Raw genomic sequence first — 22354 nt, forward strand, 5'->3', positions numbered from 1 at the left:
TTGTACTTGCAATATCGGATCGGAGCGTGACTCTGATGACGTCAACTGCTGGGATCTCTCTCAACACGATTTGGCCCAGGAGATGGAAGCGTTCCACGGTAACCACCTCGATCCCCAACTGTCCGAAACGGAACACCGCGACGCCTTCGCCAGACTGAAAAGCCTGATCATAAAGGCCAGGCAAGGTCGGCTTGAGTTTTCGGGAGCGTCGCCGGATGCCAAGGTCATGGAGCGCGCTCAGTTTGTGATCGAACTCCGGCCAATGCCAGAAAGAACCATGAGGTTCGGGCAGCCACACCTCCCTGCGCGTTTGGTTAGGCTCTACTGCGCAGAGCCACGGATCGTAGAGAACACGATTCTCGGGCTACACTTGGGAACGAAACCCAATGCAGGAGACTTGCTTCGCGAGCAAAACGCATCTATTGATACTGCCGCCCAAAGGGCACATGATTGGGAAATGTCGCAGTACACGCAACAAACGAGCCGAGAAACTGGGGGGAATGACGTATGAGCCGCACAGCAAATCCTGTCCATGACTGGCAATCGGATGATGACGCCGCCCAGTCGCTTGCGGATGTCAATCTGGGTGCCCAGGAACATTTATGGGAAGCGCTGTCAGCGGCTCGCGTGGATTCAGGCCTCACCCATGAGCAAGTCGCTACCCGTCTCGGCGTAACTGCTGAGTTGGCGAAGGCAATTGGCGAGGGTCGAATTGATGTGACCCTTGGTGACCTTCGCGAGTTCGCCTTTGCGGTAGACGCCGTCGTCGCATACAAGGTCAGCCCGCGTTATTCAACCACCTTCGACGCCTTCCGGCGTTCTCTGGGAGAACTCCCTTGGTACAGCCCCACCCACAGCGGGCACGGGCACGATGAAGAGAATGTCCTCCACCGGGCCGAAATGCTTACCGGTGGACATGGACACTGAGGTCGAGGTTTCCACAGAGGTCCAAGGTCGAATAATCAGTCCCATGTCGTATGAAGTCTTCATCGACAGGATGGAACTGGTCCGTCACTATGGCGATGTCGACAAGGAAAAGCTTGCCTGGGACGTCTACCTTTATTCGTTCCCTCCCAAGTCGACGAAGCTAGCTGACGCCGCTCCAAACTTTATGCTCGTCGGGCACCTTTTTCGAGCGAATGCCCAGGGTCACGGCCAAGTTCGCGCCAACGCACTTATCAGAGCATTCGATCTTGATGGCAATCCCATGGCCCCGGAGTTCGTGCGCGATCAGATCGCTTACGGTTACGTTGAAGCAACGTATGACACCTGTAGACGCTCCCTACAGGCGCAAGCTGCTGTTATGGACGTGGACCTAGAACTTCCGAAACTGTCCCCGTCTACAAAGATTCAGCTTGACGACCCGTCGAACACTCGACCTAAACAAAAGAAGCGCCCGGGGACCAAGTAGCGTCATTTAGCGGTGCGTGCCCAGCAGAAACTACAGGCCGGGCAGAATCCGGCCCGTGACGTTGGCCATGGTGACCCAGATTCCCTTGCTTGTGGCTCGCCAGAGAGCAGTCCGCAGAAAGTCCGCAAGAGGTCAGCTTTGGGCTTTCGTATTAACGCACCCGCGGGTCGAAGTCATGTAGAGGGCCAGATCTTCTCAAAGATGAGGGTCTTCACGTCTCCGCTTGCAGTGTTATTTGTTTCGTTGGCCAACCGATAGCCCCGCGCCTTAGCACCCAAGACTACGGTCTCGTACCTGGGTGACTCCTGGTTGATCTTGAACACAACGTCGTCGCCGACGAATGCTTTGTCCAGAATGGCCGGCGCGTTGGCTTCGGCCCTTTTCTGACTTCGATCCCCGGCGATGAAGAGCGCGAATCCCAGCCAGCCCGCTAGACAAAACATCAGGACGAAAAAGACCACGATTGTAATAAGTATCCCCATGGGGGAAGCATATGCGGCTTGCCTGAATTTGAGAATCAAAGGGTTCGGAGGATCCAAATGGGTGGGTAAACGGTGGATGCAGTGGACCTGCTGGAACCAACAGTGGCAGATCGCCTGCAATCGGGCGTCAAGTGTCGGATGCGACCTGAGAATGGATGGTTAGCAACCCCGACTTAGTGGGGAACCTGTTCGGGCACTACATAATTCGACCCCATGGCGTGAACGCGCCACTCGCCGAATTCCGGGCGCCACGCCAACGTGACGATTCCGGCTGCTTGCACGATCTGCTCGTCAAGGACCTGATAGCTGTCAGTGACACCGGACAAGACCTTGAAGTAGGCGACGTCATCCGCGCCGACGGCTCGCTGCGCCATCGAGCCGTAACCGGCATCAGGTATCGACGCCAGAAAATTGGCTGCGTCGCTGAAGTCTCCCCATGCCGCGACGGATTCTGGGGTCACGATGCGACGCAGGGCAACCTGAAAATGGCGGTACTGCCCCAACGCGTTGCAGAACATCTGGCCAACAGCGACTGGGTCTTGAAGCGAGGGCTCGGGTAGGGCGGCCGCCGCTTCTTCGTCCGACGCCATGCGGCGCCAGTATTCGGGTGAGCGGTCATCGGGACGCAAATTATGTGTCATTCGGACAGCGTACTTGGCACCTGGGACCAGGACGATCCCTTTCCGCTAACGGAAACGCGGAAACCCAAACCTGCAGCCGCCCCATAGTCTTCCGTCAAAACCTTGGAACGTTTTTCGTCCAAGGGAGAGCTATGACCAGCTTCGAGATAGACAGCAGCGAATTCAACCTGCTGGCCGACAGACTAGAGCGCGCCGCTGAGGGTGCAGCGTTCCTCATCCGAGGTGCGGTCAGGAAAACCACCCTTGACATTGCGAAAGACGCAAAAGCGTTGGTCCCGGTGGATACGGGTTTCCTTCGGAACAGCATCCAAACATCTTCCGCCGGATCCAACGCAAACCTCGCGCAGGGCATCGTCCAGGCGCGGGCGAGCTATTCGAAATACGTGGAGTTCGGGACAAGTCGCACGGCGCCGCGGGCGTTCATGGGACCCGCCGCCGACCGTAACGAGGCCGCGCTTCAACAGGCGCTGGGACAGATCGCTGGGACGTTGGGGGGCGCCCTGTGAGCGACAAGTTCTTGACGGTTCGGATCCGGGCGGAAATCGCTGATTTCAGGGCCCAGATGGCCGAAGTGTCGAAGCTGACCCGTGATGCAGGTAAAGCGGCCGAGGAGACGTCGGCGAAGTCCACGACGGCCATGGGCCAGATGGTCCAGTCGGCCAGCCGTCACGAGAAAGCTTGGGATCAGTCCGGGAAGGCACTCCTGGGGTTCGGTGCGGCTGTCTCTATCGGTGTCGGGCTGGCCCTCAAGTCCTATGCCGAATTCGACAAGGCAATGTCCGAGGTTCAGGCAGCAACACACGCCAGTTCCGGAGACATGGAGCTCCTGCGTGGCGCTGCCATCAAAGCTGGAGCGGATACCGCCTACTCAGCCAAAGAGGCCGCGGACGCGATCACCGAGCTGTCCAAGGCTGGTGTGTCCACGAAGGACATTCTCAGCGGTGGCCTCGACGGTGCTCTGTCTCTTGCCGCGGCTGGGTCCCTTCAGGTCGCAGACGCTGCTGAGCTGGCCGCCACCGCCATGGTGCAGTTCAAGCTCAAGGGTGACCAGATCCCGCACCTCGCGGATCTCCTGTCCGCCGGGGCGGGCAAGGCTCAGGGCTCCGTGGAGGACCTTGGCATGGCCCTCAAGCAGGGCGGCCTGGTTGCTGCCTCGACAGGGCTGTCCATCGAGGAAACCACGGGCGGTCTGGCTGCCTTCGCCTCAGCCGGTCTGATCGGCTCGGACGCTGGCACCTCCTTCAAGACCATGCTGATGTCCCTCACGCCGAACTCGGCAGCGGCGGCATCGGAAATGCACAAGCTTGGCATCTCCGCGTACGACCAGCAGGGCAAGTTTATTGGTCTGTCCAAGTTCGCCGGGGTCCTTCAGGACTCCATGAAGGGCCTCACCGACGAGCAGCGCGCGGCGTCGATGAAGATCATCTTCGGATCCGACGCCGTGCGTGCAGCGAACGTCCTGTACGAGCAGGGCGCCAAGGGCATCTCCGACTGGACCGACAAGGTCAACGATGCCGGCTACGCAGCCGCCACCGCAGCGATCAAGCAGGACAACCTTTCCGGCGATATCGAAAAGGTCGGCGGTTCGCTCGATTCCGTGTTCCTTAAATCAGGTTCCGGAGCGAACGAAGTCCTCCGCTCCCTCGCCCAGTCCGCGAACAATCTCCTCGACATGGTCGGCGAGATCCCCGGCCCGCTGCTGCAGACAGGTCTCGGACTGGCGGCCGTCACCGGCGCTGGCGCGCTGCTGGGTGGGACGTTCCTGACGACCTTCCCCAAGATCATCGAAACGAAGAAGGCCTTCGACGAACTTGCCAGCTCATCCCCTGGACTGGCTAGCGGGCTCGGCAAGGTCGGCAAAGCTGCAGGTATCGCGGCCGTCGGGCTCGCCGCGCTTCAGGTTGCCGGCGTGCTGTTCAATGAGAAGCACACCAAGTCAGCAGAAGACTATGCGCAGGCTATTCTTGCCGTCAGCAAAGCCTCGAGCGGCGCCAGGTCAAGTGAGCTCGACAAGGTATTCCAAGGCTGGGACACCTTTGCTGGGAACGGTCCCCAAATCAAGGATCTTTCCGGCGCCGTGAAGGAAATAGTCAACCCGCACATCCCTGCCGGCGTCCAGGACACACTGGACACCCTGTTCTCTTGGACTGGAAGCGCAAAGAACGACCTCGGCCAGGTTCGGGACCGACTCGCGGGTCTCGGTGACGCTATGGGCGACTTGGTCAGGAACGGCGGGGCCCAGACGGCGGCCAAGTCATTCGCTGCCCTGTCCTCTGAGTTCGAGAAACAAGGCAAGTCCGCTCAGGACGCGCTGGACACCCTGCCCGGATACAAGGCGGCGCTTCTTGGCCAAGCGAACGCTGCCGGCGTGACTCTCGACAAGTACCAGCTGATGGACCTTGCTCTGGGTGTGATCCCGCCGGCATTGAAGGACGCCGCCAAGGCAACCGAGATGTACACGGACTCAACCGGCAAGTCACTTCCGGTCACGGACGAAATGAAGAAGAAGCTGGCGGATGTCGGCCTGAACGCTGACGGTACGACAGAGTCTCTCTCCAAGCTCCTTGATGCGATGTTCGCGACCGGCCTGGCTACCATGTCAGCCCGGGACGCAGAGTCCAAATATCAGGAGAACCTTGACGGTTTGGATAAGAAGATCAAGGACGTCATGGCTACCCAGAAGGCTGGGAACATGGTCCTCGATCAAACGACTGGAAGCTTCGACCTCACCACGGTCTCCGGACGTGCAGCGAACTCTGTTTTCAGCGACCTACAGCAGAGCGCAATCAACACGACGAAGGCCATGGCCAACGCCGGTGCGACACAGCCCGAACTTCAAGCCAAACTCGGGGACACCTACAACTCGCTCTACAACGCGGCCCGCGGCTTCGGTATGTCCGAAACGAAGGCTGACGATCTCGCACGCTCAGCGTTGTCCATTCCGAAGAACGTGGACATCAACACGGCGATCAGCAATTACGCGGACACCTTGGCGAAGGCCAACGGTCTGAAGCAAGCCGTGGACAGCATCCCAACGTTCAAGCAGCTCAGCATCAACGTGCAGTACACGGAGTCTGGGACGGCGATCCGGGACCGCGCCTCGGATGCTGGCTGGGCTGGGACGTCGGTCCAGATCCGCAACGGTGGTGGCCTCGTTGGTTTCGCCGGCGGCGGGAAAGTTCCCGGGATCCCGCCTCGTGACCCGCGCGTCGACAACGTGCGGGCACGTACCCAGAACGGTTCCGCGTATGCGATCCGGTCGGGTGAGTGGATCATCAACGAGCCCCAGTCCAAACGGAACGACAAGTGGTTGCGGGCCATCAACAACGGACTGAACCTGGACACCGTGTTCAGTGCGCACGAGGCGCCGTCGAAGTCCATGGCCGGCAACTATGGCCAGTTCGCTGCCGTGTCCGGGCCGTTCCCTGCTTCCGGTGGGTGGGGGTCCAGCCGTTCCGAGGTGAACCACACGATGAGCATCGGCCAGGTGATTGTGAAGGACGTGGACGAGATGGCGAACAAGTTGGAAACCAAGCGCCGTGACGCCCTCACTTTGGCGCGTCTGCGGCAGGCCGAGGTCAAGTCCAGATGAGCCCTAGCTTGGGGGCTGTTGTTCCAGCCATTCGTCCAGGTCGTTGACCCGGTAGAGGAGTTTCCCGGCGATGATCCGGGCCTTGGGTCCCTTGCCTCGGTCGCGGAGGTCCCGCAGCGTCTGCGGTGACATGCGTAGGGCGGCTGCGGCTTCATCGAGCAGCAGGGGAGGGTTGGGGATCGGGATGTGTGGGAATTCTTTCATGGGCCACAGTCTGCCCGGTTCGCCCAAGTCCTGCAGCCTCGCAGTACTAGACTCAATTCGCCCACCGCTTACCCACCGGAAACACTGAAAGACGGTGATTAACCGCGAGAGGATGCCAGCTGCATTTGGACGCCTCTGGCCCCGGAATCTAGGCATTGTCGACTATTCGCGAAAGTTGCTGAAAAAGGCCAACTCATAATCCTAAGGTCCTCGGTTCAAGTCCGAGTAGCCCTACCCGAAAAGAGCCCCTGAGCTGCGGAAACGCAGATCAGGGGCTCTTTTACGTATTGCCGACGCACTCCGGGTTGCTAGACGCACTCCGGGCGATACGTCGGATCTGCGGGGCCGCTCTGGAGAAGCGCGTTGGAGACAAGGGACCACACGTTTGGATCGTTGGGAGATTGATCGTGTTCGAAGGTGTCGAGGGGGCAGTAGTCCTGAAGCACGAGGTTGGACACTTGCTTCACCGGCCCAACAAGAGCCTGGCTCGCATAAGGGGTAACGACCTCGTCGTATCGGGTCGAAATCACGGTGTAGGACGGGCCGGGTACGGCGTCGCCGATCGAGTTGAGCTCGGCCATGAACGCCGACCCGGCATACTGGTCCGTGCAGGCCTGGCACAGGGTGCTCGTTGCGGTCGTGTCGAGAATCATCCCCGCGGGAGACGGCGCGATGAGGCCTTGTGTGCCGTGGTTCGACGGAGCAATGCCAACGAGGTGGTGCACGTACTTGGCGCCACCGAGGAAGCCGATGTAGTAGCGCGGCATCATCCCGCCTTGGCTGTGCCCGACGAGGTCGACCTGCTTCGCGCCCGTCGCGCCGAGAACTGATTTCACGAACGTCGCAAGCTCAGCTGCGGAGTTGCGGATTGCCCCGCTGGCGGGGACGCCATTGACCACGCCGTAGTTGAGCGAAAAGACGCAGTACCCCTGGTCCTTGAGCACCGGTGAAAGCAGCGCCCAGTTCTTGAACATCGTCTCGAACGTTCCCGGGACGAGGACCACCGGGTACGGATGTACGCTCGACGGCTTGCACGTCCAATCGTTTGCTCCGGGCGGGTCCGGCGAGATCGAGTCGGCCTGAGCCGCGGGTGCGGCAAAGAGTCCAATCGTGAGCGCTGCAGCGGCGAGCACGGCGGTGAGTCGGAATCGGCGCATGGCCTTGCCTTTCTCTTGGCCGCGAACCCCTATGTCCGCGGCATCCCTAGTTACCTTGCGGTAACTTACCGGTGGGTTGCAATAGCGTGCGGAGATCTTGAGAAAACGTGCACCTGCCCGTCGGGCCAGGAGAGGGCCGAATGCGACACCAGTCACAAGAGTGGCCACAGGTCTCATAGGACCAAGGCTAAATTCACTCGGGAGTCCAAAGCACGCACATCCTTCCAGCGATAGGCAGCCTGCCGAGAACAGCGCGCGTTACAAGGCCGCCTTCGTCATCGGGCGATTGGGGCAGATTGAAATCAGAAGAATCGCGTGAGATTGGCCAGGACAACCAGGGCGAGGATAGACAGGGCAAGCATCCATCCCGCCCGCCGGAGCCGCGCCCGGTCAACGAGAGTACGAAGCGCGGCGAATTCATGCTGGAGAGATGCAGCGTCAGCACCGGCCGGCGGGTTCCGGTGCCAGGTCCCCGCCCGGACGGCCGCCGCTGCAACCAGGGCTTTCTGCGTTGGCGTGATTACGGTCGGGCGGCCGTTGAGCCAGCGCAGGAGCTGCCGGTCCGTGACCACCGCGACGCCGGAGGGACGTTCCCTGACCGTCATGCTCTTGGGGGCAACGATGACGACAACGCCGGTGACATCCACGGCCTGGTTCGCTCCGCTTGTCAGAAGCTTCGCCGCGCGGGCGGCTTCATAGCCGGCGTTGTGGAGGTGGCGCTGCTTCTTGCCGGCGACCATCAGTGTCCGCCCGGCCACCCAGACGGACTGACCCGTGTGGTTCTTGGTATTGAGGGTGAAGACCCCTGACGGACCTATCAAAACGTGATCGATATCCGATGTGCCGGCGCCGACCGGGACGGCGTGCAGGACCGTCCATTCCGGTCCTAGACGTTCAAGGATCCTCCCAACCGCTATTTCGCCGAGGGCGCCCTTGTACCAGGGGTGGTTGTCCGGGGTCAGCGGGTCAGCACCGAAAATACGGCCGAGAAAGGACCGCGAGGACGCACCTGTCCTGTCGGCGAGCAACTTCTCGATGACCGACTGTCCCGGGATCCGGTCACTCAGCCCGCCACGCTCCAGATTGCCACCGGGCCGTAGCGGAAAGTCCTGTGATGCAGGTTCAGATCTCACGAGGTTCCCTCTATCCCTTGTCCCGTCGGAACGAAGTGCCCGCCGGACTGGTCCAGCCATGCCATCGCCTCGTTCCTGGACGTGAAAAAGCGGCTCGGACACGGCGGCTTGTGGACGCCGAGGAAAAGGCTGGCAATGACCCGATCCACCGGGCTGGACCCAAGCAACGCAATCCGCGAGGCGGCGCAAGTGGAGAAGATGGAGCGGGCATCACGGCTGAGACCCTCCGTCATTGAGATGTCGACCAGCAACGGATACTGGGACCCCCGGCAGGTTTCCTCGACGGCCGCCATTGCCGCATGCGCATGGGAGGCCTCGATGGTCCCCTTCGGTTTCCAGATCATGTGGACGACACCATCGGTCCGCAGTTCCAGCTCGAGCATCCGCATGACTCCCGTGTCATGCCTTGCTGGTCCGGCGTCGGACATCTTCCTCAACTTCTCCCGTGTCGGTGGCCCCATCCCACTGGAGCGGCCCGAATCGTCGTCCCCAGACAATGCTCACAGGTAGGACGGCCAAGAGTAGCGTTCCCGGGGAAATCCTTGGGAAATCCTGTGGGGAGAGACTGCAATCAGCTTGGTGGATCGTTTCCCAGGAAGGTCCCTGGTGGCATCCAGGCGCCAAAGACCGGGCCCGGATCGGGCCGCTTTGCGTGCCGCCCGTCGTCGGAGATTCCTTGTTTGAGACGGTGCAGGACCCATGGGAACAAGTGCTCGCGTGCCCAGATAATGTCATCGGTCCTTGCTTCGCGCCAGGTGCGCCCGGGTAGGTCTTTCGGTGTCATCGGTTCCAAGGTGTGGGAGACGTTGAGGGTATCGAGCACCATGATGGCGATGGTGTGCTGGCCCAGGGGGGAGAAGTGCAGGCGGTCCGGATCCCACATTCGTGGATGGGTAAGTTGGCGCAGGGCCCAGAGGTCGGCGATTATCGCGTCGTGGCGCGCGGCGATGGTCCGCAGGTTCTCGTTGAAGATGGCTACCTTGGCGCGGGTGCGGCGCAGCACGGGCGTAGCACCCCAGTCCGGGCCGGCGAACAAAACAATCGTTGCGCCGGTCGAGGCAAGAAGTTGCACGCCGGCGTCCATCCGGACGGCGAGTTTGTCGGGATCGCTTCTGCGGAAGATCAGGTCATTGCCCCCGGCATTGAGAGTGATCAGATCCGGTTGCAGCGCTAGCGCGGGGCCCACCTGCTCGTCCAGTATTTGATGGAGCAACCGTCCACGGACCGCCAGATTCGCGTAAGCGAAATCTTCGTGTCCGGTGCTCAGTTCTTCCGCGACCCGGTCCGCCCACCCCCGCAGGCCTCCCGGGCTGCGCGGCTCCGGATCTCCCACCCCTTCGGTGAACGAATCACCTAAGGCCACATAACGGCTCCACGGGTGCAGGCGAGCCCCGGAACCAACGGAGCTACCCTGCGCCGGACTTTCGGCGCTGGGAGCGTTCATCCCTCCATACTGCTCCTACCGGGCCGAACCCGCCACGGCAGGCTGCGGTCAATAGCTACTGAACTCACGAGCCGGATGCGCATCCTAGAGTTATCCTGTGAACGTCGAATTGCCCTCGCTGATCGATCCTGACCTGTGGACATTCGTCGATGAGTCCCGCGCCTTCTACGCCCGCAGGCCGTCTGGCCGTGGTCCGGGCAGCCGGGAAGAGCTGCTCGCATTCCGAGCGGCCATGGCAGCACCCGCAGAGTGTGATCCACGGCCAATCGCAGAGCTGGCTAGCGCACTTGGCCGAAGCGTTCCGGTGCGGATCCACCTGCCGGTCGGCAAGCCGGTGGCGGGCGTGTTCCTGGAAATCCACGGCGGCGGCTTCTACATGGGCTCGGCCGCCGGAAGCGACCTTCGCAACAGGCGGCTCGCGGACGCGCTCGGCATTGCAGTGGTCAGCGTGGATTACCGGCTCGCTCCCGAGCACCCGTGGCCGTCCGCCCCCGACGACTGCGAGACAGCGGCGCTGTGGCTGGTGGAGCACGCCGAAGGCCGTTTTGGCACAGCGAAACTCGCTATCGGTGGCTTCTCTGCCGGTGCGACGCTGGCGATGGCTACGCTTGTCCGGTTGCGCGACCGCGGGGTCACCGCGTTTAGCGGCGGCGTGCTGCAGTTCGGCACCTATGACCTCTCCGCGACGACGCCGGCCGGACGCCTCATCGCCGACGAGTATTTTCTTGACGCCTATGCCGGGAACACGCCGGATCGCACACACCCCGACCTCTCACCACTCTTCGCCGAGCTCGCCGGCCTGCCGCCGATCATGATCGTGATCGGCAGCGAGGACATCCTCCTGGAAGACAATCTCGCCATGGCCGGACGGATTTCGGACGCCGGTGTCGGGGTCGATCTGCGTATCTATCCCGCCTCCCCTCACGGCTTCACCGGACACGGGACGGGGATGGGCCGGGCCGCCGTCGGCCACATCGACGCGTGGCTCCGAGCCCGGCTTGGCCCCGAAGCCTGAATGGCTTGACCGGGATGGCCACGAGGGTCGGTTCCCGGCATCAGTTCCCTGGGCGCGACACACTTGGTCGGGTGGCAGACAGGTATAGAGCATGAGGCAACCTTCCAAAGCTCCTGACCGGGAGCGCACCTTCAGATTGTTGTATGAGTTGGTCCACCCGGAGCTCATGAGATTTGTTCAGCGCCGCGCCCACCCGGACCACGCCGAAGACGTCGTCGCCGACGCATTCCTTGTCGTGTGGCGACGCCTCGATGAGTTGCCGAGCCGCCATGACGACGCGAGAGCATGGATCTTCGGCATCACGCGCAACATTCTTCTAAACACCCACCGGGGCGAACGGCGTCGCCTGGCGCTTGGTGTCCGTCTCGCAGATGCCGCGGCTCTCGCCTACCTGGACGAGGACGCAGACCCGATCGTGAATCGCATTGACCTGGGCAAAGCATGGTGCGCGCTTTCCGAGACCCATCAGGAGGCACTGGGCCTTGTTGTCTTCGAAGACCTCAACGCACCACAGGCAGCTGCTGTACTCGGCATCTCACCGGTTGCCTTCCGTCTTCGACTGAGCCGTGCCCGCCGAGCGCTTCGCCTCCTTCTCGAACACCTACCCCGGCACTCCCGTATACCTGCGGCTTCGTTCGAAAGGACAACCACGCCATGACCCGCAATCAAGAGATCGACACTTTACTTCGATCATTGGACGTCGCGGACCACAAGGCCCCCGTCGACAATGAACGGGCCCGTGCCGATCTTCTCCGCATCTTGTCCACCGACCCGGTGCAGGCGCCATCCCCGGGCCCGTCGACGAAAACCGCTGCCGGCAAGGGTCGTCGTCTTGGAGGTACCGGATGGACGGCCCGCAGGGTCGCCGTGGTGGGAGGAATGGTGGCGGTAGTCACCGCAGGCCTGGTTGTCCTGCCGTCCTTGTCAGGCGGGGACCCGGCGTTTGCCAGCTGGACCCCCGCTCCTGCCGGCATGACTGAGACTGAACGTAACAGTGCAGCCGCCGAGTGCCGTGCGTCCAAGAAGAATGTGGGGGGTGGAATGTACGCGGACGACGTCGACTCGGCTGCGGTGGCGATTGCCGAGCGGCGCGGCGTGTGGACCACGGTGGTGCTCACGGGTGAGGACGGGTTCTCGGCCCTGTGTATTACTGATGACGCCGTCAGTCTTTTCGGTAAGGGAATGATCGGCTCGGTAGGAAAGTCAACCGCTCACCCGGTTCCGGGCCCTCGCGGGTTAACGGCCACGGCTCTGGGGACGGGAACGATGAGCGCAGGCGACATTTCCATCGCGGCCGGCGACGCGGGCTCTGACATTCTCGCAGTCGTCTACAGGAGCCGGACCCGTGGGGACGTGACAGCGACCGTGTCCCGGGGACACTTCGCTCTGTGGTTGCCAGGAGACGAACTGCGGAACGCGTCGAGCGACGGCGTCGAGGTCGAAGTGAGCTATGAGGACGGCACCACGGGAACGAGTCGTCTAACCCTTTGAAACAACAAGACACAGGGGGCTGCCTTGCGCACAAGGAGCCCGGGATGCCTGGTTGCTTGTCTGGAGGTCCGCGGTTACTGTAAGTTACTCATCAGTAACTTATGCGAAGGAGCGCCATGTCCAAGGCAGCAATCGATCTTGAGAATCTCCCATACGCCGACGGTGACTTCTACGGCTTTGAGCAATTGCTCACGGGCAAGGAGCAAGACCGGCTGGCTGAGATCCGGGCCTTCCTTTCCCGTGAGGTCAAGCCGATTGCCGTCGATTGCTGGAACCGCGGGGAATTCCCCATGGACCTGATTCCCAAACTGGCTGAGATTGACCTGGTCAGTCCGGTAAGCCGGCAAGGCTATTCCAACGTGTTCGCCGGCCTTGTCCACGCAGAGGCAACCCGCGCCGATGCCTCAATTGCCACGTTCATGGGCGTTCACGACGGCTTGTTCACCGGTTCCATCGAGGCGTTGGCATCCCAAGAGCAACAGGATGCCTGGCTGCCGGACATTTACTCCCTCAAGAAAATCGGCGCCTTTGGACTTACGGAACCATTGGGCGGCTCGGACGTCGCAGGCGGCACCAGGACCACGGCGCGCCGCGAAGGCGGCAACTGGATCCTCAACGGGGCCAAGCGCTGGATCGGCAATGCCACCTTCTCGGACTGGGTTGCGATCTTCGCCCGCGACCTCGGCGACGACCAGGTCAAGGGCTTCCTGGTGGACACAAGCCTCCCTGGATTCAAGGCAAGCAAGATCGAAAACAAGATCTCGCTGCGGACCGTCCAGAATGCCGACATCACCCTCGAAAACGTGGTGGTCCCGGACTTCTTCAAACTGGCCAATGCCAACAGCTTCAGGGATACCAACAAGGTCCTCAAAGTCACGCGGCTTTCGGTTGCGTGGCAGGCTGTAGGCCAGCAGCTCGCAGCGTTTGACGTCGCCCGCCGCTATGCGGTTGAACGGATGCAGTTCGGGAGGCCCCTGGCATCGTTCCAGTTGGTGCAGCAGCAACTCGTGCAGATCCTGGGCAACACCGTCAGCTCCATGGGCATGATGGTGCGTCTCGCGCAGCTTGAGGACGCGGGGGTGGCCAAGGACGAGCAATCCGCGCTGGCGAAAGCATTCACCACGGCCCGCATGCGAGAAAGCGTTGCCCTGGGCCGCGGCATCCTGGGCGGCAACGGCATTGTCACGGACTACGAGATGGCCAAGATCTTCGCCGACGCCGAGGCCATCTACTCCTACGAAGGCACCCACGAAATCAACACCCTTGTCACCGGGCGGGCCATCACGGGGATTTCCGCCATCGTCTAGCGCCAGCACATCGTCTAGGGGCAACACATCGTCCAGGGGCAGCAATACGGATGGCCGGAGATCCGTGACGAAGGCAAGCGGGTTGACATACTCATCCCCGTGCCGGACTCCCCAGTGAAGGCACGGTGATCCCGCGCAGTGGCCGACCCTCACTGCGCCGACGGCTTGTCCTTTGTTCACCGTGGCCCCCTCTGCGAGGTCGCTGTCCACTGGCTCAAAGCTGCTCCGCAGTCCGCCCCCGTGGTCGATGGTGATCACCGGCCGGTCCACCACGACGCCTACGAAGCTCACGGTGCCGTCGGCGGGCGCGGCGACCGTGACGCCGTCGTCGGCTGCTTGCAGATCCACGCCGCGGTGCCCACTCAGCCACGGCTTGTCCGGAGGGGCGAAACCGCGCAGGACGGCGGGCTTGGGGGAGAGCGGCCACGCCCAGTCCGGGCGGATGCCGGGCGGGTTGGGTGCGCCCGGAGGCGGCGATGCCACGGCAGGCGGCGCGCCCAGGGCAACGAGCAATAGAACGTTGGCCAGGAGATGTGCGGTTCTCATGGAACCAGCCTTCGTTGGCGCTGCAGATCCCGAAAGCCTCCAGTGCGGCTATGTGGAAAACGATGCGGGAAACCTGCCGAAGGCGAGAGGCTGAACCCGGGGCTTAAGCGGTCATGAGGTCGAAGGCGCTGTAGTACACTTGGTGGAGCAGTTTGCTGTGCCCTCAGGCTTGTTCAGAAGCGCTTCTCATTCAGTTGCGCGGGGGCTCCAGGCTGACTACGCGTATCCAACCCTCCAATTGCGAATCCTCGTGGATTCAGTGCTGCGGAGGATTGTGCCTCTTGCGGTCCGGCGAGTCATTGGCCGGATGAGAAGTGCAATGGATGCCAGGAGCCAAGGCCCGTTCGGGTCCGGCTAATTAACCGTCAACTATTGGCAGGGTAAGAGCGGCCCGTGTGGCTCTCTCATGAATGACCTGCCGGAAGGAGCGTCGGCATGCCCGTCGTAACTATGCGCCAGCTGCTTGACAGCGGCGTCCACTTTGGACACCAGACCCGTCGTTGGAACCCGAAGATGAAGCGATTTATCTTCACGGAGCGCAACGGCATCTACATCATTGACCTTCAGCAGTCGCTGTCCTACATCGACCGCGCTTTCGAGTTCGTCAAGGCCACTGTCGCCCACGGCGGCACCGTCCTGTTCGTCGGCACCAAGAAGCAGGCTCAGGAAGCAATCGCTGAGCAGGCTACCCGTGTTGGCCAGCCGTACGTCAACCAGCGTTGGTTGGGCGGTATGCTCACCAACTTCCAGACCGTCGCCAAGCGCATCCAGCGCATGAAGGAACTCGAAGAGATCAACTTCGAGGACGTCGCAGGCTCGGGCTACACCAAGAAGGAGCTCCTGCTCCTCAAGCGTGAACTCACCAAGCTGGAAACCAACCTCGGTGGTATCCGCAACCTGACCAAGGCTCCTTCCGTTCTGTGGGTTGTTGACACGAAGAAGGAACACCTGGCTGTTGACGAAGCCAAGAAGCTGAACATCCCGGTTGTTGCCATCCTGGACACCAACTGCGACCCCGACGAAGTTGACTTCCCGATCCCGGGTAACGACGACGCCATCCGCTCCGTAAACCTGCTGACCCGCGTGGTTGCCGACGCCGTTGCTGAGGGCCTCATCGCCCGTAACCAGCGCGCAACCGGTGCTGCAGAGGCCCCGGAAGAGCCGCTGGCTGAGTGGGAGCGCGAGCTCCTCGAGGGTAGCAAGGCCGAAGCTGCTGAAGCTCCGGCTGCAGAAGCTGTCGAAGCCCCGGCCGCCGAGGCCACGGAAGCTGCTGCCGGCGAAGCCGAAGCAGACAAGTAAATCCGGACCTTTCCTGCGCCGGATTTCGGCGCGGGGAGCTACTGACAGGATGGCGGCCCACTCGGTGGGCTGCCGTCCTGTCAGTCCGTAAACACATAAATTTCTAGACAGAGGGGTTCACATGGCGAACTACACTGCTGCTGACATCAAGGCCCTGCGCGAGCGCACCGGCGCCGGCATGATGGACGTCAAGAAGGCTCTTGACGAGGCCAACGGCGACGCCGAGAAGGCCATCGAGATCATCCGCATCAAGGGCCTCAAGGGCGCTACCAAGCGCGAAGGCCGCTCCACCGCCGAGGGCCTGGTTGCAGCCAAGGTCACCGACGGCGTGGGCGTAATGATCGAGGTCAACTGCGAGACCGACTTCGTCGCCAAGGCTGACAAGTTCATCCAGCTGGCAGACAAGGTCCTGGCCGTCGCCGTCGAGTCCGGCGCTGCCGACCTCGAGACCCTGCTGGCCATCGACGTCGACGGCAAGCCCCTTTCCGAGGTTGTCGTCGAAGAAGGTGCCGTTCTCGGCGAAAAGGTTGTTGTCCGCCGCATCGCCCGCATTGAAGGCGGCACGGTTGACGCTTACCTGCACAAGACCTCCAAGGACCTCCCGGCCCAGGTCGGCGTCCTGTTCGCCGTTGAGGGCGAGGGCGACGCCGCTGCTACCGCAGCCCACGACGTTGCCGTCCACGTTGCAGCCATGGCCCCGAACTACCTGAGCCGCGAAGACGTCCCGGCCGAACTGGTCGAGTCCGAGCGCCGCATCGCCGAAGAGACCGCCAAGGCCGAAGGCAAGCCGGAAGCCGCTCTCACCAAGATCGTCGAAGGCCGCGTCACGGGCTTCTACAAGGGCGAAGTTCTCCTTGACCAGGCATTCGCCAAGGACTCCAAGAAGACCGTTGCACAGGTTCTCGAAGAGGCCGGCGTCAAGGCAACCGCAGTTGCCCGTTTCCGCGTCGGAAACTAGTTAGACATACAAAAGGGGTGGTCACTTCGGTGGCCGCCCCTTTTGCATGCAACGGCAGGCCCGCAACGAGCGCATCTACAGCCGGCAGCTTTCTGCCCGGCCCCCAGCAAGATAATCTAGCCAGAGTCCATAAACGGGAAGGCACCATGGAAACCGAGAACACTGCAATCCATCCGGAGAAGACCCGTCGTCGTGTGCTGCTGAAGCTGTCCGGCGAGGTCATCGGCGGCGGAAAGCTTGGTGTGGACCCGGAAACCGTCCGCGCCATCGCCAAGCAGATCGCCGCTGCGGTTTCCGAGGTCGAGGTGGCAATCGTCGTCGGCGGCGGTAACTTCTTCCGCGGCGCCGAACTGTCCCAGAGCGGCATGGACCGCTCCCGCGCCGACTACATGGGAATGCTCGGCACTGTCATGAACTGCCTGGCCCTGCAGGACTTCCTGGAGCAAGCGGGCGTCGAGACCCGCGTCCAGAGCGCCATCACCATGGGACAGGTAGCCGAGGCCTACATTCCGCGCCGTGCCATCCGCCACATGGAAAAGGGCCGCGTTGTCATCTTCGGCGCAGGCGCAGGCCTTCCGTACTTCTCCACCGACACCGTGGCCGCCCAGCGCGCACTCGAAGTGCATGCCGACGTCGTGCTCATGGCAAAGAGCGGTGTGGACGGCGTCTACACCGCGGACCCCAAGAAGGATCCCACGGCTGAGAAGCTCGAAAAGCTCAGCTACGACGAAGCCCTGCGCCGTGACATCCGCGTCATGGACCAGACCGCCATGACCATGTGCAAGGACAACGATTTGTCCATGGTTGTCTTCGGCATGGAAGGCGAAGGGAACGTCACCCGGGCCATCCTCGGCGAAAAGCTGGGCACCCTGGTCACCCCCTAGCAAGGGCTAGGATATTTCTAGGACTCTTCCGCCCGCAGGGGCGGAAATTTATTGTGCATTGCGGCCCGTGGACCGGGGCGCGACTATTTCTGAGGAGAAACCGTGATCGAAGAAACCTTGCTCGAAGCCGGGGAAAAGATGGACAAGGCGGTCGAGGTAGCCAAGGAGGATTTCGCGTCGATCCGTACCGGTCGCGCGAACCCCGGACTCTACAACAAGGTGATCGTGGAATACTACGGCACCCCCACACCGCTGCAGCAGCTGGCTTCCTTCGCTATTCCGGACGCCAGGACCATCCTCATCACGCCCTTTGACAAGACCTCAATGCGCGACATCGAAAGGGCCCTGAGCGACTCCGAGGTTGGCGCCAATCCGTCCAACGACGGCAACGTCATCCGGATCACCATCCCGGAGCTCACCCAGGAACGCCGCAAGGAATACGTCAAGATCGTCAAGGGCAAGGGTGAGGACGCAAAGGTTTCCATCCGAAGCATCCGACGCAAGGCCAAGGACGCCCTGGACAAGCTCGTCAAGGACGGCGAAGCCGGCGAAGACGAGGGTGCCCGTGGCGAAAAGGAACTCGACGCCATCACCAAGGCACACGTCGACGGTATCGACGAGCTCCTCAAGCGCAAGGAAGCCGAGCTGCTCGAGGTCTGATGAGCGAGGCTGAGCCGGCGCCCGCGCAGGGGATTCCCACACGCGCCAGACGCCAACGCGGCAACCCGACGCCCAACGCAGGCCGGAATCTTCCGGCCGCCATCGGCGTCGGGCTCGCCATGCTCTTCGCCGTCCTCGGCGGCCTGCTGTTCCTGCCGTTGGGGTTCGTTCTCCTGACCACCGCGTTTGCGGTCCTCGGCGTGTGGGAAATTTTCCGTGCTCTCGAAGGCCAGGGCACCAGGATGCCGATCATTCCCGTGCTGACCGGTACCGTGGCGATGCCGCTCGCGGCCTACTTCGGTGGCACCGAAAGCCTGCTCTTCGCGATGGTGCTCAGCAGCACGGCCGTCCTGCTTTGGCGCTCCCTTGAAAGCGCTGCCGGAGCTCCGCGCAGCGTCTTTTCCGGAATTTTCACGCTTGCCTGGGTGCCTTTCCTGATCAGCTTTGCCATCCTGCCCCTCCATGCAGGCGGGGGAGCGACGACGGCGGGTCCCTGGCCCGCCGGGCAGGTTCCGGCGGGTGCCTGGCAGATCGCCGTCATGCTGTTGCTGGTAGTGTCCAACGATACTTTCGGGTACCTCGTGGGGGCACTCTTCGGGAAGCATCCGATGGCTCCCAAAATCAGCCCCAAAAAGACCTGGGAAGGGTTCGCTGGCTCGGTGGCAGGTGCCATGGTCATCGGGATCCTCGCCAGCATTTTCGTGCTGGATAGGCCGTGGTGGGTCGGCGTGGTGCTCGCCGTGGGCATGGTGGCCGCGGCTACCGCAGGTGACCTCGCGGAATCCATGGTGAAGCGGGAACTCGGCGTGAAAGACATGAGCAGCATCCTGCCCGGACACGGCGGGGTCATGGACCGCCTCGACTCGATCGTCTTCGCGGCGCCGGCAGCATTTATTCTTTACGCGCTGTTGAGCGGCGCCTGACAACCACCCAGAAGGAAAGCAGTGGCAGTGGACATTCGTCGCCAGATCCCCGCAGCATTTGAGCGCGTGGCGCACAGCAGGTACGGCTACAACGCAAAGCAAGTCGACCAGTTCTTCCAGCGCGCCCGGTTGTCGTTTGAAAACAGGGCCGAGGCAGCCGAGAAAATCGGCAGCACCGATGTCCGCGCGGTTTCGTTTGATCCTGTCAAGGGCGGCTACGACGCCAACGCTGTGGACGCAGCATTGGACCGCCTCGAAGATGCCTTCGCCCGACGTGAACGTGACGAGCTGATAGCGGCCGAAGGCGAGGAAGCCTGGTTGCTGAAGATCGGCAAACTCTCCGGGGTGTTGCGCGGCCGTTTGCACCGGCCCGATGGCGAACGTTTCCGGCGGCCCGACAAGAAGCGTGCGCGCAGCTACAACATCGCCGAGGTCGATGCCTTGTGCGTCTCCCTGATCGGTTACCTGGAAAACGACAAACCGCTGAGCGTCGACAACGTCCGCCGAGCGGCTTTCTCCGAGGCCCGCGGGCGCGACGGCTACGAAGAGGCGCAGGTTGATGCCTTCCTCGACCGGGTCGTCGAACTCATGGCGGCGATCGACTAGCAGAACCGACAAGGTCCGGGCGCCGGCTCCGCCGCGCTCCGCGGACCTCAGCGGAGCTGGCGTTCCGTGGCCACCGGCCGTTCCGGGACGTGAAGCCTGGTCATCAGGCGGGTCACGGTCCCGGGGACCCGGTGTTTCGTTGCCCGTGAGACGAGCACCATCACGGCAAACGCGGCCGGCACGGTCCAAGCCGCGGGCTGGGCAAGCCATCCGGGCGCAGCGGAACCGATGATAGTGCCCGATACCAGCGCACCGCCGCAAAGGACGGCTCCCGTCAGCATGCCTGCAATCGCGCCTGTGTCGCTCAGGCCACGCCACCAGATGCCCAAAAGCAGGACGGGACAAATGGTGGACGCCGTGAAAGCGAACACCAGCCCTACGCTGCCGGCCAAGGCCATCGAATCCGTGGTGAACGCAAAAACCAGGGGGACGACGGCGGCAAGGAGGGCGGCCACCCGGAATCCGCGCACGCTCCCGCCAAGAAGGTCCTGGCTGATGACGCCGGCCAGCGAAACCACCAATCCCGAGGTTGTCGAGAGGAACGCCGCAAACGCACCCGCAACCACCAATGCCGACAGGAGATCGCCGGGCACCCCACCCAGCAGCTTTCCAGGCAACAGCAGGACCAAGGCGTCGGGCCGTCCGTTGCTTGCGAGCTCAGGCGCGAAGACCCGCCCGAGCAGGCCGAACGCCGTCGGGAACAAATAGAAGACCGACAGCAGGCCCAACACGATGAGGGTGGTTCGGCGCGCCGATTGGCCGTCCGGGTTGGTGTAAAAGCGGACAAGGACGTGGGGGAGTCCCAGCGTTCCGAAAAGGAGCGCCACCAAGAGCGAGACAGTCTGGTAGAGCCCTGCCGCCTGAAGGCCCGTGGGATTGCTGGACGCCTCCGCCAGGACCGCTGAGCCGCCGCCCGTCTGGTTCAGCAGCAGGAACACCACAGGCACCGCCAAAGCCGTCAGCTTGAGCCAGTATTGGAAAGCCTGGACGAAGGTGATGGAACGCATGCCACCAGCCACTACCGTCATGCAGACCACCGCCACGACGGCGATGGAGCCCACCCACGAAGGCAATCCCGTGCTGATCCGGATGGTGAGCCCGGCGCCCTGCAACTGCGGCACGATATAGAGCCACCCGACGGCAACCACCACAAGGCTCGTGACGCGGCGGACGGCTTTCGACTCGAGCCTGGCCTCCGTGAAATCCGGGATCGTGTAGGCACCCGACCGGCGCAAGGGGGCGGCCACGAAGAGCAAGAGCATCAGGTAGCCGGCCGTGTAGCCCACGGGGAACCAGAGAGCGTCCGTTCCCGTCAGCAGGATCAGCCCCGCGACCCCCAGGAAGCTCGCGGCCGACAAGTATTCGCCGCCGATCGCCGAGGCATTCCACCATGGCCGGACAGTGCGCGATGCCACGTAAAAGTCGCCAGTGGTACGCGAAATGCGCAGGCCGTAGAAGCCGATTCCCGCCGTCGCGAGCGCCACGCCCAGAAATGCGGCGAGCCCGACGGCGGGATTCACTTCTCCTCCACAAGATCGCGGTAGCGGGCTTCGTTCCTTGCCGCGGAGCGGTTGTACAGCCATGCGCTCAGGCCGATCACCGGATAGAGCGCCACTCCGAGGATGATCCAATTTACGGGGATGCCGAGAATCCGCATCTGCGCGAGCTGAGGGACCAGTGCCACCATGGAGCCATAGGCGGCCAGCACGAGCAGGAACCCGGAAGCCACCACCACAGCTAGGCGCAATTGCGAACGGATGAGTGACCGGACGAAGACCTGCCCGACGTCGGAGTCCTCGGCAGCTTCCCGCGAATGGTACGGACGTTTGGGGGCTACCCTGGCAATTGATTGCGGGGCCGTGACCCTGACCCGGGTCATCCTTGTGGCCGGATCCGGGTGGCCTCGAGCTTGTCCCGCACGGACGGAAGGTGCCTGCGGCTGATCGGCAGTTCGGCTCCGGCCACAGTGACGCTGGGGCGTGCGGCGGCCAGTTTCATGTGCCCCACATGGTTCAGTGACATCAAATAGGAACGGTGGATGCGGATGAATCCGGCGTCCGCCCACTGCTGTTCGAGATCGCTCAGGGGTACCCGGATCAGGTAGCTCGCCTCCGCGGTGTGCAGCCGGGCGTAGTCGCCCTGGGCCTGGACGTAGCTGACATCGTCCCTCCGGATCATCCGGGTTGTTCCGCCTTGGTCAACCGTGATCATCTCGGGCACCTTGCTGCCGTCCTTCATGAGCTCGCTGATGCGGCTGATGGACCGCGCCAGGCGCTCGGCACGCACCGGCTTGAGCAGGTAGTCGACGGCGGCCAGTTCGAACGCCTCGAGCGCACAGTCTTCGTCGGCGGTGACGAAGACGACGGCGGGAGGGCGGGGGCTGCGCGCGATGGCGCGGGCGATGTCCAGACCGGAAAGCGCGGGCATGTGGATGTCCAGGAAGACCGCGTCCACAGATTCCGTTTCGAGGGCGCTGAGGGCTTCGGCACCCGAGGCTGCGCGGTGGATGGCACCGATGCGCTCGTCCCGGCCCAGCAGGAAGGCGAGCTCTTCAACGGCGGGGAGCTCGTCGTCGGCGACGAGTACGTTGATCATGGTTAT

General features: G+C 62.6%; 24 protein-coding genes and 1 pseudogene. 14 read left to right on the forward strand and 11 right to left on the reverse strand.

What is annotated here, in order from left to right:
* Positions 1-507: 507 nt before the first annotated feature.
* Together QRN52_RS10300 and QRN52_RS10305 are read left to right on the forward strand one after the other, a co-directional pair.
* Positions 508-927 (forward strand): helix-turn-helix domain-containing protein, encoded by a 420-nt coding sequence (locus tag QRN52_RS10300; protein WP_284752635.1) that lies wholly within the window; start codon positions 508-510, stop codon positions 925-927.
* 43 nt (positions 928-970) lie between these two features.
* Positions 971-1411: a hypothetical protein gene (locus QRN52_RS10305; protein WP_284752636.1), complete on the forward strand. Its 441-nt coding sequence runs from the start codon at positions 971-973 to the stop codon at positions 1409-1411.
* Between the two features lie 173 nt (positions 1412-1584).
* On the opposite strand, the gene QRN52_RS10310 is transcribed toward QRN52_RS10305, so the two are convergent.
* Both QRN52_RS10310 and QRN52_RS10315 read right to left on the reverse strand, forming a co-directional pair.
* The gene (locus tag QRN52_RS10310) at positions 1585-1893 is read right to left on the reverse strand and encodes a hypothetical protein (RefSeq protein WP_284752637.1); all 309 of its coding nucleotides are present in this window, start codon (positions 1891-1893) and stop codon (positions 1585-1587) included.
* Between the two features lie 173 nt (positions 1894-2066).
* Positions 2067-2534 (reverse strand): hypothetical protein, encoded by a 468-nt coding sequence (locus QRN52_RS10315; RefSeq protein WP_284752638.1) that lies wholly within the window; start codon positions 2532-2534, stop codon positions 2067-2069.
* A gap of 131 nt (positions 2535-2665) precedes the next feature.
* Here QRN52_RS10315 and QRN52_RS10320 point away from each other — a divergent pair, with 131 nt between their 5' ends.
* Entirely contained in the window at positions 2666-3040 is a 375-nt protein-coding gene (locus QRN52_RS10320) for an HK97-gp10 family putative phage morphogenesis protein (protein ID WP_284752639.1), read from the forward strand.
* Positions 3037-6126 (forward strand): phage tail tape measure protein, encoded by a 3090-nt coding sequence (locus QRN52_RS10325; RefSeq protein ID WP_284752640.1) that lies wholly within the window; start codon positions 3037-3039, stop codon positions 6124-6126. The genes QRN52_RS10320 and QRN52_RS10325 overlap by 4 nt, the downstream gene beginning before the upstream one ends.
* 3 nt (positions 6127-6129) lie before the next feature.
* On the opposite strand, the gene QRN52_RS10330 is transcribed toward QRN52_RS10325, so the two are convergent.
* The 5 genes from QRN52_RS10330 to QRN52_RS10350 form a co-directional block, all read right to left on the reverse strand.
* A complete protein-coding gene (locus QRN52_RS10330) occupies positions 6130-6330 on the reverse strand; it encodes a helix-turn-helix domain-containing protein (protein WP_284752641.1) in 201 nt (66 codons plus the stop codon).
* A 308-nt stretch (positions 6331-6638) separates the two neighbouring features.
* Positions 6639-7487 (reverse strand): esterase/lipase family protein, encoded by an 849-nt coding sequence (locus tag QRN52_RS10335; protein ID WP_284752642.1) that lies wholly within the window; start codon positions 7485-7487, stop codon positions 6639-6641.
* Between the two features lie 302 nt (positions 7488-7789).
* Positions 7790-8620, reverse strand: a complete 831-nt coding sequence (locus QRN52_RS10340) for a nuclease-related domain-containing protein (protein WP_284752643.1) — start codon at positions 8618-8620, stop codon at positions 7790-7792.
* Positions 8617-9009 carry a DUF7793 family protein gene (locus QRN52_RS10345; RefSeq protein ID WP_284752644.1) on the reverse strand — a complete coding sequence of 131 codons (393 nt, stop codon included), beginning with the start codon at positions 9007-9009 and terminating at the stop codon, positions 8617-8619. Before QRN52_RS10345 ends, QRN52_RS10340 begins: the two co-directional genes overlap by 4 nt.
* Before the next feature lie 182 nt (positions 9010-9191).
* Positions 9192-10064 carry an SGNH/GDSL hydrolase family protein gene (locus QRN52_RS10350; RefSeq protein ID WP_284752645.1) on the reverse strand — a complete coding sequence of 291 codons (873 nt, stop codon included), beginning with the start codon at positions 10062-10064 and terminating at the stop codon, positions 9192-9194.
* Between the two features lie 97 nt (positions 10065-10161).
* Between QRN52_RS10350 and QRN52_RS10355 the strand changes: the two genes are divergently transcribed.
* The 4 genes from QRN52_RS10355 to QRN52_RS10370 all read left to right on the forward strand — a co-directional run bounded on the left by QRN52_RS10355 (position 10162) and on the right by QRN52_RS10370 (position 13877).
* On the forward strand, positions 10162-11079 hold the full coding sequence (locus tag QRN52_RS10355; RefSeq protein ID WP_284752646.1) for an alpha/beta hydrolase: 918 nt from the start codon (positions 10162-10164) through the stop codon (positions 11077-11079).
* A gap of 91 nt (positions 11080-11170) precedes the next feature.
* The gene (locus QRN52_RS10360) at positions 11171-11737 is read left to right on the forward strand and encodes an RNA polymerase sigma factor (RefSeq protein ID WP_284752647.1); all 567 of its coding nucleotides are present in this window, start codon (positions 11171-11173) and stop codon (positions 11735-11737) included.
* Positions 11734-12570 carry a hypothetical protein gene (locus QRN52_RS10365; protein ID WP_284752648.1) on the forward strand — a complete coding sequence of 279 codons (837 nt, stop codon included), beginning with the start codon at positions 11734-11736 and terminating at the stop codon, positions 12568-12570. The genes QRN52_RS10360 and QRN52_RS10365 overlap by 4 nt, the downstream gene beginning before the upstream one ends.
* A 116-nt stretch (positions 12571-12686) precedes the next feature.
* Entirely contained in the window at positions 12687-13877 is a 1191-nt protein-coding gene (locus QRN52_RS10370; RefSeq protein WP_284752649.1) for an acyl-CoA dehydrogenase family protein, read from the forward strand.
* A gap of 138 nt (positions 13878-14015) precedes the next feature.
* On the opposite strand, the pseudogene QRN52_RS10375 reads toward QRN52_RS10370, so the two are convergent.
* A pseudogene (locus tag QRN52_RS10375) lies at positions 14016-14423 on the reverse strand (peptidoglycan DD-metalloendopeptidase family protein); the annotation flags it as partial.
* A gap of 435 nt (positions 14424-14858) precedes the next feature.
* Between QRN52_RS10375 and rpsB the strand changes: the two are divergent.
* From rpsB to QRN52_RS10405, 6 genes are all read left to right on the forward strand, one after another.
* A complete protein-coding gene (gene rpsB / locus QRN52_RS10380; protein ID WP_284752650.1) occupies positions 14859-15722 on the forward strand; it encodes a 30S ribosomal protein S2 in 864 nt (287 codons plus the stop codon).
* 121 nt (positions 15723-15843) lie between these two features.
* Complete coding sequence (gene tsf, locus QRN52_RS10385) at positions 15844-16680, forward strand: translation elongation factor Ts (RefSeq protein ID WP_184735951.1); 837 nt, start codon at positions 15844-15846, stop codon at positions 16678-16680.
* Positions 16681-16826: 146 nt separating this feature from the next.
* Positions 16827-17564, forward strand: a complete 738-nt coding sequence (pyrH, locus tag QRN52_RS10390) for a UMP kinase (protein WP_284752651.1) — start codon at positions 16827-16829, stop codon at positions 17562-17564.
* A gap of 102 nt (positions 17565-17666) precedes the next feature.
* Positions 17667-18224, forward strand: a complete 558-nt coding sequence (gene frr, locus QRN52_RS10395; RefSeq protein WP_078105729.1) for a ribosome recycling factor — start codon at positions 17667-17669, stop codon at positions 18222-18224.
* On the forward strand, positions 18224-19147 hold the full coding sequence (locus QRN52_RS10400) for a phosphatidate cytidylyltransferase (protein WP_284752652.1): 924 nt from the start codon (positions 18224-18226) through the stop codon (positions 19145-19147). The genes frr and QRN52_RS10400 overlap by 1 nt, the downstream gene beginning before the upstream one ends.
* A 21-nt stretch (positions 19148-19168) precedes the next feature.
* A complete protein-coding gene (locus QRN52_RS10405; RefSeq protein ID WP_284752653.1) occupies positions 19169-19753 on the forward strand; it encodes a DivIVA domain-containing protein in 585 nt (194 codons plus the stop codon).
* 47 nt (positions 19754-19800) lie between these two features.
* Here the strand turns inward: QRN52_RS10405 and QRN52_RS10410 are convergent, their stop codons facing one another.
* From QRN52_RS10410 to QRN52_RS10420, 3 genes are read right to left on the reverse strand one after another with little or no spacing between them, the layout of a single operon-like run.
* Entirely contained in the window at positions 19801-21273 is a 1473-nt protein-coding gene (locus tag QRN52_RS10410; protein ID WP_284752654.1) for a sodium/solute symporter, read from the reverse strand.
* Entirely contained in the window at positions 21270-21632 is a 363-nt protein-coding gene (locus QRN52_RS10415) for a DUF485 domain-containing protein (protein ID WP_284752655.1), read from the reverse strand. Before QRN52_RS10415 ends, QRN52_RS10410 begins: the two co-directional genes overlap by 4 nt.
* Positions 21629-22348: a LytR/AlgR family response regulator transcription factor gene (locus tag QRN52_RS10420; RefSeq protein WP_284752656.1), complete on the reverse strand. Its 720-nt coding sequence runs from the start codon at positions 22346-22348 to the stop codon at positions 21629-21631. The genes QRN52_RS10415 and QRN52_RS10420 overlap by 4 nt, the downstream gene beginning before the upstream one ends.
* Between the last annotated feature and the right edge of the window lie 6 nt (positions 22349-22354).

This window comes from Arthrobacter sp. efr-133-R2A-120 (genome assembly GCF_030209835.1).
Taxonomy (GTDB): Bacteria; Actinomycetota; Actinomycetes; order Actinomycetales; family Micrococcaceae; genus Arthrobacter.